This is a genomic window from Halomonas sp. G11 (assembly GCF_001663515.1).
Classification (GTDB): Bacteria; Pseudomonadota; Gammaproteobacteria; order Pseudomonadales; family Halomonadaceae; genus Vreelandella.
The window spans coordinates 170,326-186,394 of the sequence record NZ_LYXG01000023.1 but is presented as its reverse complement, the minus strand read 5'-3'; the positions used below and the strand labels follow the sequence as shown (position 1 = coordinate 186,394).

At 57.0% G+C, this 16,069-nt stretch carries 15 protein-coding genes and 1 tRNA gene; 9 read left to right on the top strand and 7 right to left on the bottom strand.

Annotated features, from left to right (window positions below):
• Positions 1–44 precede the first annotated feature (44 nt).
• Complete coding sequence (purH, locus tag ADS46_RS11770; RefSeq protein WP_066320389.1) at positions 45–1,625, top strand: bifunctional phosphoribosylaminoimidazolecarboxamide formyltransferase/IMP cyclohydrolase; 1,581 nt, start codon at positions 45–47, stop codon at positions 1,623–1,625.
• A gap of 88 nt (positions 1,626–1,713) precedes the next feature.
• On the opposite strand, the gene ADS46_RS11765 is transcribed toward purH, so the two are convergent.
• The 4 genes from ADS46_RS11765 to ADS46_RS11750 form a co-directional block, all read right to left on the bottom strand.
• Entirely contained in the window at positions 1,714–3,171 is a 1,458-nt protein-coding gene (locus ADS46_RS11765) for an NAD-dependent succinate-semialdehyde dehydrogenase (RefSeq protein ID WP_066320381.1), read from the bottom strand.
• A gap of 108 nt (positions 3,172–3,279) precedes the next feature.
• Positions 3,280–3,831, bottom strand: coding sequence for a GTP cyclohydrolase I FolE (gene folE, locus ADS46_RS11760; protein ID WP_066320379.1), 552 nt, complete (start codon positions 3,829–3,831; stop codon positions 3,280–3,282).
• A 251-nt stretch (positions 3,832–4,082) separates the two neighbouring features.
• A complete protein-coding gene (locus ADS46_RS11755; RefSeq protein ID WP_066320375.1) occupies positions 4,083–5,057 on the bottom strand; it encodes a serine/threonine protein kinase in 975 nt (324 codons plus the stop codon).
• A gap of 54 nt (positions 5,058–5,111) precedes the next feature.
• Positions 5,112–5,825, bottom strand: coding sequence for a ComF family protein (locus ADS46_RS11750; RefSeq protein ID WP_066320372.1), 714 nt, complete (start codon positions 5,823–5,825; stop codon positions 5,112–5,114).
• 76 nt (positions 5,826–5,901) lie between these two features.
• On the opposite strand from ADS46_RS11750, the gene ADS46_RS11745 reads away from it, so the two are divergent.
• Together ADS46_RS11745 and ADS46_RS11740 are read left to right on the top strand one after the other, a co-directional pair.
• Positions 5,902–5,986 (top strand) — tRNA-Leu (locus tag ADS46_RS11745).
• A gap of 224 nt (positions 5,987–6,210) precedes the next feature.
• The gene (locus tag ADS46_RS11740) at positions 6,211–6,846 is read left to right on the top strand and encodes a hypothetical protein (RefSeq protein WP_066320369.1); all 636 of its coding nucleotides are present in this window, start codon (positions 6,211–6,213) and stop codon (positions 6,844–6,846) included.
• 36 nt (positions 6,847–6,882) lie between these two features.
• On the opposite strand, the gene ADS46_RS11735 is transcribed toward ADS46_RS11740, so the two are convergent.
• Complete coding sequence (locus tag ADS46_RS11735) at positions 6,883–7,644, bottom strand: SDR family oxidoreductase (protein ID WP_066320365.1); 762 nt, start codon at positions 7,642–7,644, stop codon at positions 6,883–6,885.
• A gap of 181 nt (positions 7,645–7,825) precedes the next feature.
• On the opposite strand from ADS46_RS11735, the gene ADS46_RS11730 reads away from it, so the two are divergent.
• The 4 genes from ADS46_RS11730 (at position 7,826) to ADS46_RS11715 (ending at position 11,415) form a co-directional block, all read left to right on the top strand.
• Positions 7,826–8,332 (top strand): FxsA family protein, encoded by a 507-nt coding sequence (locus ADS46_RS11730; protein WP_066320362.1) that lies wholly within the window; start codon positions 7,826–7,828, stop codon positions 8,330–8,332.
• A gap of 225 nt (positions 8,333–8,557) precedes the next feature.
• The gene (locus tag ADS46_RS11725; RefSeq protein WP_066320359.1) at positions 8,558–8,851 is read left to right on the top strand and encodes a co-chaperone GroES; all 294 of its coding nucleotides are present in this window, start codon (positions 8,558–8,560) and stop codon (positions 8,849–8,851) included.
• Positions 8,852–8,908: 57 nt separating this feature from the next.
• Positions 8,909–10,552: a chaperonin GroEL gene (groL, locus tag ADS46_RS11720; RefSeq protein ID WP_066320357.1), complete on the top strand. Its 1,644-nt coding sequence runs from the start codon at positions 8,909–8,911 to the stop codon at positions 10,550–10,552.
• Positions 10,553–10,680: 128 nt separating this feature from the next.
• A complete protein-coding gene (locus ADS46_RS11715) occupies positions 10,681–11,415 on the top strand; it encodes an RNA methyltransferase (protein WP_066320656.1) in 735 nt (244 codons plus the stop codon).
• A 114-nt stretch (positions 11,416–11,529) separates the two neighbouring features.
• On the opposite strand, the gene ADS46_RS11710 is transcribed toward ADS46_RS11715, so the two are convergent.
• Both ADS46_RS11710 and ADS46_RS11705 read right to left on the bottom strand, forming a co-directional pair.
• Positions 11,530–12,216: a type 1 glutamine amidotransferase domain-containing protein gene (locus tag ADS46_RS11710; protein WP_066320355.1), complete on the bottom strand. Its 687-nt coding sequence runs from the start codon at positions 12,214–12,216 to the stop codon at positions 11,530–11,532.
• 125 nt (positions 12,217–12,341) lie between these two features.
• Positions 12,342–13,688, bottom strand: a complete 1,347-nt coding sequence (locus tag ADS46_RS11705) for a Na+/H+ antiporter family protein (RefSeq protein ID WP_066320354.1) — start codon at positions 13,686–13,688, stop codon at positions 12,342–12,344.
• Between the two features lie 325 nt (positions 13,689–14,013).
• Between ADS46_RS11705 and ADS46_RS11700 the strand changes: the two genes are divergently transcribed.
• Together ADS46_RS11700 and ADS46_RS11695 are read left to right on the top strand one after the other, a co-directional pair.
• The gene (locus ADS46_RS11700; RefSeq protein WP_066320352.1) at positions 14,014–14,463 is read left to right on the top strand and encodes an ion channel; all 450 of its coding nucleotides are present in this window, start codon (positions 14,014–14,016) and stop codon (positions 14,461–14,463) included.
• A gap of 30 nt (positions 14,464–14,493) precedes the next feature.
• Positions 14,494–16,047, top strand: a complete 1,554-nt coding sequence (locus ADS46_RS11695; RefSeq protein ID WP_066320351.1) for a cation:proton antiporter family protein — start codon at positions 14,494–14,496, stop codon at positions 16,045–16,047.
• Positions 16,048–16,069 lie beyond the last annotated feature (22 nt).

The window sequence follows — 16,069 nt, the reverse complement described above, 5'->3', positions numbered from 1 at the left end:
GGCATCATTGTTTTTTATTCTCTACTCTGCATACGAGCACCCTCATGGCTGATAGCACTGCGACCCCTGTACGCCGCGCCCTTCTGAGCGTTTCTGATAAAACCGGTATCGTCGAATTTGCCCGTGGCCTGTCCGAGTCCGGCGTGGAGCTTCTCTCCACGGGCGGCACATTCCGCCTGCTACAGGAACACCAGATTCCGGTAAAGGAAGTTAGCGAACACACCGGTTTCCCCGAGATCATGGATGGCCGTGTCAAGACACTGCATCCCAAAATCCATGGCGGCATCCTCGCTCGTCGTGGGCAGGATGACGCCGTCATGGCGGAGAACGACATCACGCCGATTGATATGGTTGTGGTGAACCTTTATCCCTTCGCCGCCACCGTCGCCAAACCGGACTGCACACGCCAGGAAGCCATTGAAAACATCGACATTGGCGGCCCGACCATGGTCCGCGCCTGTGCCAAGAACCATGCCTACACGACGATTGTTGTGAACGCCGCCGACTATCCACGGGTACTGGGTGAACTCACCGCCCAGGACGGGCGTGTCAGCGAAGCCACCCGTTTCGATCTTGCCGTCAAAGCGTTTGAGCACACGGCGGGCTACGACGCTGCCATTGCCAATTATCTGGGCCGTCAGGTTGAAGCCGCAGACGCCAATTTCCCGCGCACGTTCAATCTACAGCTGCACAAGAAACAGGCCATGCGCTACGGGGAAAACCCCCACCAGCAGGCGGCTTTCTACGTGGAGGAAGAAGCGAACGAACCCGGCGTGGCGACGGCGAGAATGCTGCAGGGTAAACCGCTGTCGTACAACAATGTCGCCGATACCGATGCCGCTTTCGAGTGTGTCAGAGCCTTCGAAGACACCGCCTGCGTTATCGTCAAACACGCCAATCCCTGCGGCGTTGCGATTGGCGCTACCGCCCTTGACGCCTACGACAAGGCCTTTGCGACCGACCCTACCAGTGCGTTTGGCGGCATCATCGCTTTCAATGTAGCGCTCGATGCCGACACCGCGCGGGCAATCATCGACCGCCAATTTGTAGAGGTGATTATCGCCCCCGGCGTCAGCGCCGACGCCGCTTCCATCGTGGCCGCCAAGCAGAATGTACGGCTACTCGATGTCAGCGCACACTGGCCCAGCGAAACCCAGCCGGCCCTCGACTTCAAGCGCGTTAATGGTGGCCTGCTGGTTCAAGAGCGCGACCAGGGCATGGTACCCCGCGATGCCCTGACGGTGGTCAGCGAGCGCGCGCCGTCCGAGCAGGAACTGCGTGACCTCGAGTTTGCGTGGCGGGTCGCCAAGTTCGTTAAATCCAATGCCATCGTCTACGCCAATAATGGTCAGACAATAGGCGTTGGCGCGGGACAGATGAGCCGTGTCTATTCCGCCAAAATTGCGGGTATCAAGGCGGCCGACGAGGGCCTCTCGGTGCCGGGTTCCGTGATGGCGTCAGACGCTTTTTTCCCGTTTCGTGACGGCATTGATGCCGCCGCCGCAGCGGGCATCACCGCTGTCATTCAGCCGGGCGGCTCAATGCGCGACCAGGAAGTGATCGATGCAGCCAATGAAGCTGGCATTGCCATGGTGTTTACCGGTATGCGCCATTTCCGCCACTAGGCCAGGCTAGCCCCAGGCATCAAAAAGCCCTCATTGATAGGACATCAATGAGGGCTTTTTCGGTCCAGGAAAGCTTAAACAGCGGGGTTTAACCGAGGTCAATGCACAGGTACTTGGTTTCCAGATACTCTTCCAGGCCTTGATGCCCCCCTTCGCGTCCCAGGCCGGACGCTTTCACGCCGCCAAACGGCGCCGCTGCATTGGAGATCAGGCCGGTGTTGATGCCGACCATGCCATATTCGAGTGCTTCAGACACCCGCCAGACCCGCGACAGGTCACGTGAATAGAAGTACGACGCCAGCCCATACTGAGTGTCGTTGGCCATTTCAATGGCCGTCTCTTCGTCATCGAAGGGAAAGACCGCCGCCAGCGGGCCAAAGGTCTCTTCATGGGCCACTTTCATTTCACTGGTGGCAAAGCTGATCAAGGTAGGGCTGAAGAAGTTACCGCCCAGGGGGTGGGGATACCCGCCCAGTAACAGCTCGGCCCCATGATCGACAGCATCCTGGACGTGCTCACTGACTTTATTGACGCCATCCTGATCGATCAACGGCCCGATGTTGATATTGTCCTGAGTGCCATCGCCCACATTCAGCTCGCTGTTCATCGCGACGGCGAGTTTTTCGCAAAACGCATTGATCACGCTGGACTGGACCAAAAAGCGGTTGGTGCAGACGCATGTTTGCCCTGCGTTTCGGAACTTGGCGGCCATGGCGCCATCCACTGCAGCGTCAAGGTCGGCATCCTCAAAGACGATAAAGGGCGCATTGCCGCCCAGCTCAAGGGATATTTTCTGCACATGCTCGGCGGCCTGTGCCATCAGCTTGCGGCCAACTTCGGTTGAGCCGGTAAAGGTAATCTTGCGCACCTTGGATGACTGGGTGAGCGCTTCGGCGATGTCAGCAGCGCTGCCAGGCACGACATTGAAAACGCCCCGGGGGATACCGGCACGCTCCGCCAGCATGGCCAGCGCCGTGGCCGAAAACGGCGTCTGGCTTGCGGGCTTGACCACAATGGTACAGCCAGCCGCCAGGGCCGCACCCGCTTTACGGGTAATCATCGCCGCCGGGAAATTCCAGGGCGTGATGGCACCGACAACGCCAACAGGGTGTTTGGTCACCACGATACGCTGGTTGGCATTGGCTGCCGGAATGGTTTCGCCGTAGACGCGGCGAGCCTCTTCCGCAAACCAGCGCAGAAAGCTCGCCGCATAGGCGATTTCGCCTGCCGCTTCTTTCAGAGGCTTGCCCTGCTCGTGGGTCATCAACATGGCAAGATCATGCTGATGCTCGAGCATCAGGTCATGCCACTTCAATAGCAAATCCGCCCGTTCCTGGGCAGTCAGCGAACGCCATGCGGGAAGCGCTGCATCGGCCGCTTCAATGGCCCGTTCCGTTTCGGCTTTCCCCAACCTTGGCATATCACCCACTATCTCGCCGGTGGCCGGGTTAAGGACGTTGATCTGATCACCGCTGTCAGCCGCTACCCAACTTCCATCGATATAGGCAAACGGACAGTACAGCTGTGTCTCTTTAAGCGCTTCCATGACAGACTCCTGCCCCCAGATAAGGGACTCATCAGCAAAATAACCTCTTCATGCTATGACGAAACAGGGTAGCAGACCAACCGTAATGCCGTATCGTGTCGCCCTGGGTTAATTGACCAGCGTCAAGAACTCCTGACGCGTTGCCTGATTGGCCCGGAAATCGCCCAGCATGACAGATGACGTCATGCTCGAATTTTGTTTCTCGACGCCCCGCATCATCATGCAAAGATGACGGGCTTCAATGACCACGGCCACGCCACGTGCCTGGGTAACCTGCTGCACTGCCTCGGCAATTTCCCGGGTCAGATTCTCCTGAATCTGCATGCGCCGGGCGTACATATCGACAATGCGAGCAAATTTGGAGAGCCCCAAGACGTTACCGTTCGGCAGGTAAGCGATATGGCACTTGCCAATGAAAGGCAGCAGATGATGCTCGCACATTGAATACAGCTCGATATCCTTGACCAGTACCATTTCGTCTGTCTGCGACTCGAATACGGCGCCGTTGACGATTTCCTGAAGCGACTGATGGTAGCCATGCGTCAGGAACTGCATTGCCTTCGCTGCACGAAGCGGCGTGTCTTTCAGCCCTTCGCGCTCAGGGTTTTCCCCAAGTGCGCTGATAATCTGCTGGTAATACTGGGCGATATCATCCGTCATGGTAAGCCTCGTCGAAAGTGTCTTGCACGATGGATAAGGCACCATCGCGCTAAAAGGAGTCGGCCTTTGGCCGCCATGGCAATGATTGGACGCGATCCAGACACAACCATGTACAGAAAATATACTTTAAATAAGTTATGTACAATAAAATATTAACATAACGCAATGAAACGATGCATCTTAGCGCACCTCGACGCTGTGTGGCAGCCTGGCATGATGAGTCAAGCCTCTATGCGAATGATAGAAGGACACTATGCCAGCCACTGCGGCTTTTTAAGGACCAGCAACTGTTGCTCAAGTTGTCGGATATGCTGATCCCAGTACCCTTTATCAGCGACCCAGGGAAACGCCAGTTGGAAGGCAGGGTCTTGCCAGCGAGAGACCAGCCATGCGCTGTGCCGTATCAGTCGGTAGGCACGCAGCGGCTCAATCAGCTCAATCTGTTGATGGGGAAAGGGTCGCGTCTCTTCGTACCCCTCGACAATCTCACTTATCTGACGGCGCCACTCGGCGGGCTCATTGGCGGATAGCAGCATCCATATATCCTGGATCGCTGGTGCCATCAGGCAATCATCAAAATCCACCAGTGAAAAATGCTCATCACGCCCCAGGATATTGCCCAGATGACAATCACCGTGGCAGCGTATCATCGCTTCCTCACCCCACTGATAGGGACGAAGCGCTTCCAGCATGCGGGTAATGACGCTTTCATAACCTCGGCGCTGATAACGATCCAAACGCTGGCTATCGAAGACCCGCTGCTGGGCATCTCTCACCCCCTCCAATAACTCAAGGCGTGGACGATGGGTAAAAGTGCCCTTGTCGGCCACCGCGTGCAGCCGCCCCATCAGCTCTCCCAGGGCGAAAAGATGGGCATCGTTGTCCAGCTCGGGGGCCTGACCAGGGCAGTGGCGAAATAACGCAAAACGATACCCTTCGTAGTGATGCAGACTCTGACCCCGACGATCACGCCAAACGGTGGCCACCGGCACCTCGGCCTGGCTCAGTTCGACAAGAAAATCGTGCTCTTCCTGAATAGTGGCGTCCTGCCAACGTTCTGGACGGTAGAACTTGATGATCCACTGACTGCCGTGCTCATCGCGGAACATCATCACGCGGTTTTCATAGCTGTTCAGCGCAAACGGTTCTGACGTTGGCCATATATCCAACGACTCCACCGCTGACATTACAAGGCCGGGAGAAAGCGTTTGAAAAACATGCGTCATGGTGTCTCCAGGGGTCCATCCGTAAAAGGCTATCGTCGACGATGGGTCATGCCGTTAGACATCATCCACCACCAGAGGTGTGCGCGCTGCCGCCCATACATCAACACGCTGCGCCCCCGCCCGCCGCAATGCCAGGGCGAGCGCATGAGCCGTGGCGCCCGTCGTGACAACGTCATCGACAATCGCGACATACGCAGGCGGTGGTGTCTCGACCACAAAAGCGCCCGCCAGATTGGCAAAACGCGCCTGCCGGTTCAAGCCGCGCTGCGAAGGCCCCTGTTTGAGTCGCCGGGCTTCGAGCAGGGGCAGGCCGCTTCGCTTGGCGAGCTCGAAAGCCAACCAGTGCGCCTGATTGAACCCACGGTCGCGGGCACGCTCGGGCGTCATGGGCACAGGCAGTATCGCATCAAAGGGTGGCGAGGGCAGGCTGTCCTGCATTAACTCACACAGCAACATGCCTGCCCGGGGCCGGGCGTTGAACTTGAAATCGCGCACCAGCGCATTGATGGGGGATGCATAGCGTAACGCCACATGAGCCGCCTCAAAGGCAGGCCGCTTACTGATGCAATGCCCGCACAAGGATTGGTGATCGTTCGGTAGCTGATCACCACAGCACGGACAGGCAGGGCGATTCCAGGGCAACTGCTCGAAACATTCCGAGCACCAGCTTGCGCCCCCTTCAAGCGGTGCCAAACAAAATGCGCAATAACCCGGTAGTGCCCGTTTTACCAGAGCACTACCGGCAGCTACCCAGCGTTTCAATCGCATTCGCGCTCCCTGACCGGCGGATTGAACACTTTGTCGTTGACTTTATACAAAAGATTGATAGTATACGCCCCGTTCCGCGGATGTGGTGGAATTGGTAGACACGCTAGATTTAGGTTCTAGTGCCGTAAGGCGTGGGAGTTCAAGTCTCCCCATCCGCACCAATTCAGTTTCAAGCGTCATTCCCTCCTGGCACCCTGCTTGCTGTCCTCCTGACGGCCTCATTGATGATTGCCCGTTTTCCTCGTTTTCATTTTTTTGCATCCATTACATGCGTTTAGTCTTATATAAATGTATCAGCTATGTGACTGGCATCTCCAGTGTATTGAGCTAGCTTTTGTTTTACTTGGCAGATCCTCAATCACACATCCGGCGAAGGAACGCATCCATGGAATGGCTCAATAATAACGCTCAGGCGATTTCCGCCGTCACGAGCATCCTGACGCTTCTTGTCTGGTTATTTTACGCGCAGCTACTCTATAACGGCTACGTTCGCCAGCGGCGCCCACGCATCATCATCAACCGCGGCCTGGGCACCGGGCAGAATGCGCTGTGCTTGATCAGCAACATGAGCAGTGAATCCATCTATATCCAGCATGTGGTGGCGATTCTTCACACCCAGGAAAACAGCTTCATGGTCGACGTCGCGGAGTACCAGGAAGAGAAAGAGGATGAACAGAAAGGGAAATCCATCAGAAGCCACCAGGGGCCTCTAGCCTCTGGCGATTACCTGCATATGCAACGCTTTGCCGACATTGCCGATCAGATCTGCGCCACCTGGCGACTGGACAACACCATCTATGACCAGACAGGGCTGCAACTGGAGCTGCGGGTGATTGCCATCTATGGATCGGAGGACAGGCCTGTCGGGGCGTCGCGGACATTCTATCTAAGCGACCCATCCACTTCCGAAAAAGCATTGATCCCCATCAGTGTGGATACCAAACGTCTCAACGGGCGGCTTCAGCGCCGTAAGGTAAAGCGCTGGGCCGAAGAAGTGGATAACCTGGCAACGAAACGCTAGGGCCTGGATCACCAACACCGCCCCCATGGAACCTGGCTATAGCCGCAGCCCACCGTCGCACTCGATGATCCGACCCGAGAAATAGTCGTTCTCGAGGATAAAGGCCACGCTTTGCGCAATGTTCTCCGGCTCGCCCAGCCGCTTGAGCAGCACCTTCGACGCAATGCGTTCCAGCATATCCGGGCGCATTGAGGCCGTCATGTCAGTATTGATAAAACCAGGTGCCACCGTGCCCGTGCGAATGCCGTACCGCGCAAGCTCGGCTGCCCAGGTGACGGTCAATGCGTGAACCCCCGCCTTGGCGGCCGCGTAATTGCTCTGGCCGGGATTACCCGCTTTCGAGATGCTGGAAATATTGACAATCACGCCTTCGTGCCGGGCTTCGATCATTTGCGTCGCCGCTTCCCGGCCACACAAAAACACGCCCGTCAGGTTGATATCGATAACGCGCTGCCACGCCGCCAGGGACATGCGCGTTTCCACCTGCCCCTTCTTGGCTTTCACCATCAGGGCATCGTCGGTAATCCCCGCATTGTTGACACACCCGCTGATCGGGCCCTGCTTCTCGGCAATGTCCGCAAAGGCCTGCGCGACCGAGGCTTCATCGGCAACATCAACGACCACCCCCTGCGCATCGATCCCCTCCCGGGCCAGTGCCGAGACAGCGCTATCCAGAGCTTCGCCACTAATATCCAGCAACGCCAGCCTTGCCCCCTTCTGCCCCAGTTGCTGGGCCACGGCATAGCCCAGACCCTGTGCGCCTCCGGTTATCGCAATTACCCGACCATCCAGCTTCATTTGACACTCCTTTCCATCCGTTTTTAGCACGTTGATATATCTCGTCATTCAAACTGACACGCAAACCATCACCCGGCAATCCCCAAAAAGCGCAATGCAGCTTCGCTAGGCTATTTAGCCCAACTTGTTTTTCGATCAGACTGTCACCATATCTCTCATGACGTTTATTACGGAGTTGGTTATGCCCATTTTGGTGTTTGTTTCCCTGTTCACGCTGCTTGATTTTGTCATCCTGTTCTCGATTGGCAGCCAAATCGGTTTGTTAATGACCCTGCTGCTGGTGATTGGTACCGGAGTCGTGGGTCTTCATCTCATTCGCAAGGAAGGCGTGGCAACCTTTGCCCGCGCTCGCCAGCGCATGCAGGCAGGCGAAATTCCCTCCAGCGAACTGTTTACCGGTGCCGCCCTGATATTTGGCGGCGCGCTATTGATGGCACCTGGTTTTTTGTCCGACGCCCTGGGCCTTGCCTGCCTTGTGCCGAATGCCCGCCGCTTGCTGTTTAAACTGCTGACCGCCCTGGGGTTAAAGGTCGCCACCCACCGCACATCCGGGCATGACCCGTCGTGGGCCTACCAGCAGGATGAACCCCGCTATCGTCACGGCGAGCGCGCCTCATCCGCTGAAAAGCCGGAAGGGCCGATCGAAGGTGATTTTATTAGTCGGGATGAACCGAAACACCGTGGCTAGCAAAGGGGTCAGCGCTTGAGATTTTTTTATTAGCGACCCCTTGAAAGGCCATCCGCAGCCCCCACTTTTGAAACAGCATACAAGTTCGGTAACTGCTTCACTATAAAGTGGTTGCCATTTACAGCGAAGGCATCCTGCCTTCATTTTTCGCGGGCACCGCCCACGAAAGTTATCAACACTAACCGCCCTGACTGGGGCTTTGACGATACTCAGGAGAACGTAAGCATGAATATCCGTCCTTTGCACGATCGCGTCGTCGTTCGTCGCGTGGAAGAAGAGCAGAAAACCGCTGGCGGCATCGTGCTTCCGGGCAATGCGCAGGAAAAGCCTACCCGTGGTGAAGTTATCGCTGTCGGTAACGGCCGCATTCTAGAAAGCGGCGATGTTCGCCCATTAGACGTGAAAGTTGGCGATAACGTGATCTTCAAAGACGGCTTCGGCGTTGAGAAACAGAAAATCGACGGCGAAGAAGTCTTGATCATGAGCGAAGCCGATATTCTGGCAGTTGTCGAAGGCTAATCACCGCCTCGACCCATTACTTTCCCATTTCTTGAATTTTATTAGGAAGTAACGAACATGGCAGCTAAACAAGTCAAGTTTTCAGATGATGCTCGCAAGCGCATGGCGCGCGGTGTTGACACTCTTGCCAACGCAGTAAAAGTTACCCTGGGCCCGAAGGGACGCAACGTCGTTCTCGAAAAATCCTTTGGTGCACCGACCGTCACGAAAGATGGCGTATCGGTCGCCAAGGAAATCGAACTGAAAGACAAGTTCGAGAACATGGGCGCCCAGATGGTCAAGGAAGTCGCCTCGCAAACGTCTGACGTGGCAGGTGACGGTACTACCACCGCGACCGTGCTGGCCCAGGCCATCATTGCGGAAGGCCTGAAAGGCGTGACCGCCGGCATGAACCCGATGGACCTCAAGCGCGGCATCGACCAGGCCGTCACGGCAGCGGTCAAGGAAATCCGGGCGATGTCTGTGCCCTGCACCGACACCAAGTCCATTGCCCAGGTAGGCACCATCTCCGCCAACGGCGACAAGCGTATCGGCGAGATCATTGCCGAGGCGATGGAAAAAGTCGGTAAAGAAGGTGTCATCACCGTTGACGAAGGTCGTGGTTTCGAAGACGAACTGGAAGTCGTCGAAGGCATGCAGTTCGATCGTGGCTACCTGTCGCCCTACTTCGTGACCAACCAGGACACCATGTCCGTGGAACTGGAAGATCCTTACATCCTGCTGGTGGATAAGAAGATCTCCAACATCCGCGAACTACTGCCGGTCCTCGAAGCCGTTGCCAAGCAAGGCAAGCCGCTTGCCATCGTTGCCGAAGACATCGAAGGCGAAGCGCTGGCCACGCTGGTCGTGAACAACATGCGCGGTATTGTTAAAGTCGCGGCCACCAAGGCACCCGGTTTCGGTGATCGTCGTAAGGCGATGCTTCAGGATATCGCGATCCTCACCAACGGCACCGTGATTTCCGAAGAAGTCGGTCTGACCCTCGAGCAGGCGAACCTGGATCATCTGGGTACTGCCAAGCGCATGACCATGACCAAGGAAAACACCACCATCATCGACGGCGCCGGTGTTGAAGCCGATATCGAAGCGCGTGTGGGTCAGATTCGCACCCAGATCGAAGATACGTCTTCCGACTACGACAAAGAGAAGCTGCAAGAGCGGGTTGCCAAACTGGCAGGCGGCGTTGCGGTTATCCGCGTCGGTGCGGCCACCGAAGTGGAAATGAAAGAGAAGAAAGCACGCGTTGAAGATGCGCTGCACTCGACTCGCGCCGCCGTTGAAGAAGGCGTTGTGCCGGGTGGTGGTACCGCACTGGTTCGCGTTATGGCCAAGGTACAGGGCCTGACCGGTGATAACGAAGACCAGAACCACGGCATCAACATGGCACTACGCGCCCTGCAGTCGCCGCTGCGTCAAATCGTCAGCAACGCTGGCGAAGAACCGGCTGTGATCATCAACCGCGTGAAAGACGCTGAAGGCAACTTCGGCTACAACGCGCAGACCGGTGAGTTCGGCGACCTGTTCGAAATGGGCGTCCTCGATCCGGCCAAGGTAACGCGTTCCGCGCTGCAGTCTGCGGGCTCCGTTGCCGGTCTGATGATCACCACCGAGTGCATGATCGCCGACGATCCGGACGAGAAAGAAGCTGCCCCGGATATGGGTGGCATGGGCGGAATGGGAGGCATGGGCGGCATGATGTAATTGCCCCCCCGAGCCTTTTCGCTCTGACGGTTAGCCGTCATCAAGAACCCCGCCCTGTGCGGGGTTCTTGTCGTTAAAGCGTGGTAAAATCGTCGTTTTCCATTCGCTATTCAGGCTGTCTTATCACCGTGCTTTCCAATATCCGCATTGTGCTGGTGCAAACCTTCCATCCAGGCAACATTGGTGCCACCGCCCGGGCCATGAAAACCATGGGCTTAACGAATCTTGTGCTGGTCAATCCGCGGCAATTCCCTGACGACGAGGCTACCCGACTTGCCGCGGGCGCCACCGATGCCCTCGACAACGCCCAGGTGGTGACGCAGCTCGACGAGGCTGTGAGCGACTGCGTTCAGGTAGTAGGCGCCAGCGCGCGGCTTCGCAGCCTCCCCCTGCCCCATTTTGAAGAACCCGACGACATGGCCCAGGCGGTGACCCAGAACGCGCAGCATGCGCCGGTAGCACTCGTGTTTGGCCGCGAACGCTCAGGGTTGACCAACGACGAGATTCGCTGCTGCACGCATCAGGTGAGCATTCCCGCCAACCCTGACTACGGCATTTTAAACCTCTCTCAAGCCGTACAGATCCTTGCCTACGAAGTCCACCGGGCATGGCGCAGGCGTGACGACAGCCACTATGTTTATCAGCAGCCGACACAAACCACGCCACCGAGCCGCGAGCAGTTCTTGCACTTTCAGGCGCACTTGGGGCGACTGATGCAACAAAGCGGCTTTATTACCCAGCCGCATGCGCGCACCGAAGAGCAGCTGCAGGCGCTGTTTACCCGCGCCCAGCCGAGTCGCAAAGAGCTTTCCCTGCTGCGTGGCCTGCTAAGCGCTTTCGAATCCCACTTGCCGGATCGATAATTCGAGCCACACAGGCCCCATCGTGCAAGGTCCGTTATACATACCCAAAAAAACGGCGAGCTTGAGCTCGCCGTTTGTGTCTATACCGCTGGCTGATTGTGGGCGTAACGCTGATTAACGGGCCAACCACGCCATCAGCGCTTTACCGGTCGCCGCTGAGGAAGGCGGGTTTTGGCCGGTAATCAACTGGCCATCCTCACGCACATAAGGCGTGAAGTCGTCTGCCTTGCTGTAAATACCGCCACACTGCTGAAGCGCGTCTTCCACCAGATGAGGCACGACATCCGTCAGCCCCACGGCCGCTTCTTCACCGTTGGTAAAGCCGGTTACTTCACGGCCTTTCACCAATGGTTCGCCGTTCGTGCCTTTCGCATTGACGAGCACAATCGGCGCATGGCAGACCGAAGCCACCGGCTTGCCTTGTGCGATAAAGGTTTCGATCAGGTTGATAGAGTCTTTATCATCGACCAGATCCCACAACGGGCCGTGGCCACCCGGATAGAACACGGCATCAAAGTCATCCGCCTTCATATCACTCAGGCGATGCGTCGCCGCCAGGGCAGCATTGGCCTGCTCATCCTGCTTGAAGCGCCGCGTTTCATCGGTCTGCCCATCTTCGGCATCGCTTTTTGGATCAAGCGGCGGCTGCCCCCCTTTCGGTGAGGCCAATGTCACTTCGGCCCCGGCATCCTTGAACACATAGTAAGGCGCGGCAAGCTCTTCCAGCCAGAAACCGGTCTTTTCGCCGGTATCACCCAGCTGATCATGCGACGTCAGTACTATCAAAATACGCTTGCTCATCTAAATTCTCCTAGCGTGATGCGTTCAAAACTCCGCTTAACACTCTTCTAGATGGGGGCGTACCCGCTGAGTTGCAAGCCGAACCTGACTGTCCTGGCTGGATGTCTTGCCCTGGCCCTGAATGGTTAAAGCATCATCGCCGCCAGCCAGCCAAAGCCGATCAGCGGCAGGTTGTAGTGCAGGAAGGTGGGGACCACGCTGTCCCACATATGATCGTGCTGACCATCCACGTTCAACCCCGCGGTTGGGCCAAGCGTTGAGTCGGATGCCGGCGAGCCCGCGTCCCCCAGAGCCGCCGCGGTGCCGACCAGCACCACGGTCGCCATGGGCGAGAAGCCAAACTGAACCGCCAGCGGCACAAAAATAGCCGCGATAATGGGAATCGTCGAAAATGACGAGCCGATGCCCAGCGTGATGAACAGCCCGACCAGCAACATGACCAGGGCGGCCAAGCCACGATTATCACCAAATAGGTCGACCGCACCCGCAACAAGCGTATCGATATCGCCGGTGGTTTTCATGACCTCCGCAAAACCGGCCGCCGAAATCATGATAAAGCCGATCAACGCCATCATGCGCATCCCGCTGGTGAACAAGTCGTCGGCCTCGCGCCATTTAAAGATGCCACCCAGCGACAGCAGCCCGATCCCTACCAGGCCGCCCAGTATCATCGAGCCGCTATAAAGCTGAAGCCCGAGAGCGGCCACAATGGCGACCCCCGACATGACCAGCCCAAGCCGGTGTGGCGTGGCGGGCGTCGCCGAATGCCCTGCCGAGGTGTTCGCTAACGGCTTGGCGGCATAGTCGCGCCGACCGCGATAGCTGAAGGTTAGCGCCACGATTAAGCCCATCAGCATCCCGCCGACGGGGATCGCCATCGCCATGGGCAGCATCTCGCGTGAGATGTCCAGGCCCAGCGGCTCACCCGCGCTGTTCAGGTTGGCCAGCAGGATATCGTTGAGAAAGATCGCCCCAAAGCCAACGGGCAACAGCATGTAAGGGGCCGTCAAGCCGAAGGTCAGCGCACAGGCCACCGCGCGACGGTCAAGCCGCAGACGGTTCATGACCACCAGCAGAGGCGGAATCAACACCGGAATAAAGGCGATATGCACGGGGATTGCATTCTGGGAAAGAATCGCAACCAGCACGATGGCGACCAACAGCACCCACTTCACGCTATTTTGGTTGGCTGTATGGGTTTCTTTTCCCAGCATCCTGATCAGCACCTTGGCCAGCATGTCCGGCAGACCAGAGCGGGAAATCGCGACAGCAAAGGCGCCCAGCGTCGCATAGGCAAGCGCCACCTGGGCACCGCCGCCCACACCATCGTTGAACGCCTCGAGCGTCTGATCCAGTGAGAGCCCACCGACGAGCCCGCCCACTAACGCGCCCACGATAAGGGCAAACACAACCGACACCCGCGCAAGCGAGAGCGCGACCATCACAAGTACGGCAATAATTACGGCGTTCATCAATCTTCCTAAAGCAAGGCAGTGAAGTGGTAAGCGAGAAAACGCGGGATTTTAGCAGACAAAACGGCTATATGAGGCGTTATTCCCGCTAAAATATCCTGTTGGCCTGACGATTCAGGCCTCCCCGCTTTCCCTTGTCCTTTTCCCTTATCCTTTGCTTTGGATGACCGATGACATCGCATTTGATCAATATCGCCCCTAGCAAACCTGTTCTCCATCAAGAGGCTGATGGGTAAAAGTGGTATGATTCAGTGCCATAGGCTGAGTCTTACAACAGCCCATCGAATTCATCACGGCACTATAGCCATTATGAGTCTTGTATTACGTGACCATTCCGTACCCTGAACACATAGTGGTGGTCATCACCACCTCTATCGCTGTCGTACTCGCGGTTCTACTGCACTATGAAGCCCTCTGGCTGATTTCCCGCCAGATCGAGCGATCAAGCAGACCTCACCGTCAGCGCATTCTGGCCATGGCATTCGGCGTGCTGATGACCCACATCGCCGAAATCTGGCTGTTCGGCATCACGGGGTGGTGGCTGGCCGAGCAGCAAGGCATTGGCGCCCTGAACGGCTATAGCGCTTTCAACCTGCTGGATCATATCTTCTTCGCGGCCGTCACCTACACCACGGTGGGCTACGGCGATATTTATGCCACCGGCCCGATCCGTTTTCTGTATGGCACCCTGGCACTCACCGGTTTTGTCTTGATCACCTGGTCGGCGTCATTCACCTTTGTTGAAATGCAAAAGCATTGGCGAGCAAGAAAATAACCCGTCCGTTCCATACGCTGGGGATTGTGCATGTTTGAAGTCATTATCTTATCGTTTGCCTTTATCTTCGGCATTGCGGCTCGCCAGCTCAGCCTGCCACCACTGGTGGGCTTTTTAACGGCCGGTTTCGCGCTTAATTTTGCAGGCCCCTATATCGGCTTACCCACTGAGGCGGGCCCGCTACTTGAGCACCTCGCGCATCTAGGGGTATTGCTGCTGCTATTCACCATTGGCCTTAAGCTCAACCTTAGAAATCTCGTCGAACCCGCGGTGCTGGGTGGCGCTTTTATCCACCTTGGCATCACGACGTTTATTTTCACTGCAGGCTTTGTGATCTTTCTGGGCCTGGCGCTCGATACTGCCATTCTGCTGTCCATTGCGCTTTCGTTTTCAAGCACGGTACTGGCTGCCAAGGTGCTCGAAGGTAAAAGAGAATTGCGGGCGCTGCATGGGCGACTGGCGATCGGTATCCTGATTATCCAGGACCTGGTGGCATTGGCCGCCATCAGCATTTACAGCGGCCAGTCTCCCTCCTGGTGGGCGCTCTGGATCCTGGCACTGCCGCTTCTACGGCCACTGCTTTACTGGCTGATGAGCATTGCCCAGCACGATGAAATGCTGGTGCTGATGGGGGCCGTTCTCGCCATTGCCGTCGGTGGGCTTGGGTTCGATGTGGTAGGTCTCAGTGGTGAAGTGGGCGCCCTGGTGATGGGGCTTCTGCTGGCCAGACATCCGCGTGCTCAGGAAATGTCCAAAGCGCTCTGGGGACTCAAAGAGATCCTGTTGATCAGCTTTTTTCTGCAGATCGGCATGTCGGGCCTACCCGACGCGAACGCGCTGATCTTCGCTGGCGTCATGGCAATGCTGTTGCCGCTAAAAACCGCGCTGTTTTTTGCCCTGCTGGTTATTTTCAAGATACGCGCCCGTAGCGCTTTTCTGGGAAGCCTCAGCCTCACGGCCTATAGCGAGTTCGGCCTGATCGTGGCGTCCAGCCTCCTGGAGGAGTGGCTGGTACCGCTGGCGCTGACGGTGGCGCTTTCATTTATCATCGCCGCGCCGCTCAACCGCGTCGCCCACGTTCTCTTTGATCGTTATGAAGCCCGCCTGACGCGCTTTGAACGTCATTTACGCCACCCTGATGAGCAGCCCGTCACTCTAGGCGATGCCAGAATGATGGTGATCGGCATGGGCCGGACCGGCAGTGCCGCCTACGACTTTTTCGTCGAGAACCATTTGCGGGTGGTCGGCATTGATTCCGACCCGAATAAAGTAGCGGCATCCCAGCGCGATATACGCTATGCCGATGTAGAAGATATCGCCTTCTGGTCGCACCTGGATATTCATGCCCTTGAAGCCGTGATGCTGGCAACGCCCAACATCGAGAGCAAACTCTTTGCCACTCGACAATTGCGCAAAGCAGGCTTCAAAGGCACGATCATTGCTGGTATCAACTATCCCGATGAAGAAGCCCCCTTGATGGCGGCTGGCGCTGACCAAACCTACTTGCTGATGGCCGGTGCCGGTATCGGTATCGCCGAAAAAACCTGGGAAAGCCTGCAGTCTAATGCGCCAACCACGTTTTGAGGGCTTTAGCTCAACAAAAAAG

What these genes read in the sequence shown, in the direction of transcription:
- folE (WP_066320379.1), bottom strand. Translation starts at nt 3,831, where the DNA reads ATGACGGATGATATCGCCCAGTATTACCAGCAGATTATCAGCGCACTT.
- ADS46_RS11710 (WP_066320355.1), bottom strand. Translation starts at nt 12,216, where the DNA reads ATGAGCAAGCGTATTTTGATAGTACTGACGTCGCATGATCAGCTGGGT.
- purH (WP_066320389.1), top strand. Translation starts at nt 45, where the DNA reads ATGGCTGATAGCACTGCGACCCCTGTACGCCGCGCCCTTCTGAGCGTT.
- ADS46_RS11735 (WP_066320365.1), bottom strand. Translation starts at nt 7,644, where the DNA reads ATGAAGCTGGATGGTCGGGTAATTGCGATAACCGGAGGCGCACAGGGT.
- ADS46_RS11740 (WP_066320369.1), top strand. Translation starts at nt 6,211, where the DNA reads ATGGAATGGCTCAATAATAACGCTCAGGCGATTTCCGCCGTCACGAGC.
- ADS46_RS11695 (WP_066320351.1), top strand. Translation starts at nt 14,494, where the DNA reads ATGTTTGAAGTCATTATCTTATCGTTTGCCTTTATCTTCGGCATTGCG.
- ADS46_RS11755 (WP_066320375.1), bottom strand. Translation starts at nt 5,057, where the DNA reads ATGACGCATGTTTTTCAAACGCTTTCTCCCGGCCTTGTAATGTCAGCG.
- ADS46_RS11765 (WP_066320381.1), bottom strand. Translation starts at nt 3,171, where the DNA reads ATGGAAGCGCTTAAAGAGACACAGCTGTACTGTCCGTTTGCCTATATC.
- ADS46_RS11705 (WP_066320354.1), bottom strand. Translation starts at nt 13,688, where the DNA reads ATGAACGCCGTAATTATTGCCGTACTTGTGATGGTCGCGCTCTCGCTT.
- groL (WP_066320357.1), top strand. Translation starts at nt 8,909, where the DNA reads ATGGCAGCTAAACAAGTCAAGTTTTCAGATGATGCTCGCAAGCGCATG.
- ADS46_RS11730 (WP_066320362.1), top strand. Translation starts at nt 7,826, where the DNA reads ATGCCCATTTTGGTGTTTGTTTCCCTGTTCACGCTGCTTGATTTTGTC.
- ADS46_RS11750 (WP_066320372.1), bottom strand. Translation starts at nt 5,825, where the DNA reads ATGCGATTGAAACGCTGGGTAGCTGCCGGTAGTGCTCTGGTAAAACGG.
- ADS46_RS11725 (WP_066320359.1), top strand. Translation starts at nt 8,558, where the DNA reads ATGAATATCCGTCCTTTGCACGATCGCGTCGTCGTTCGTCGCGTGGAA.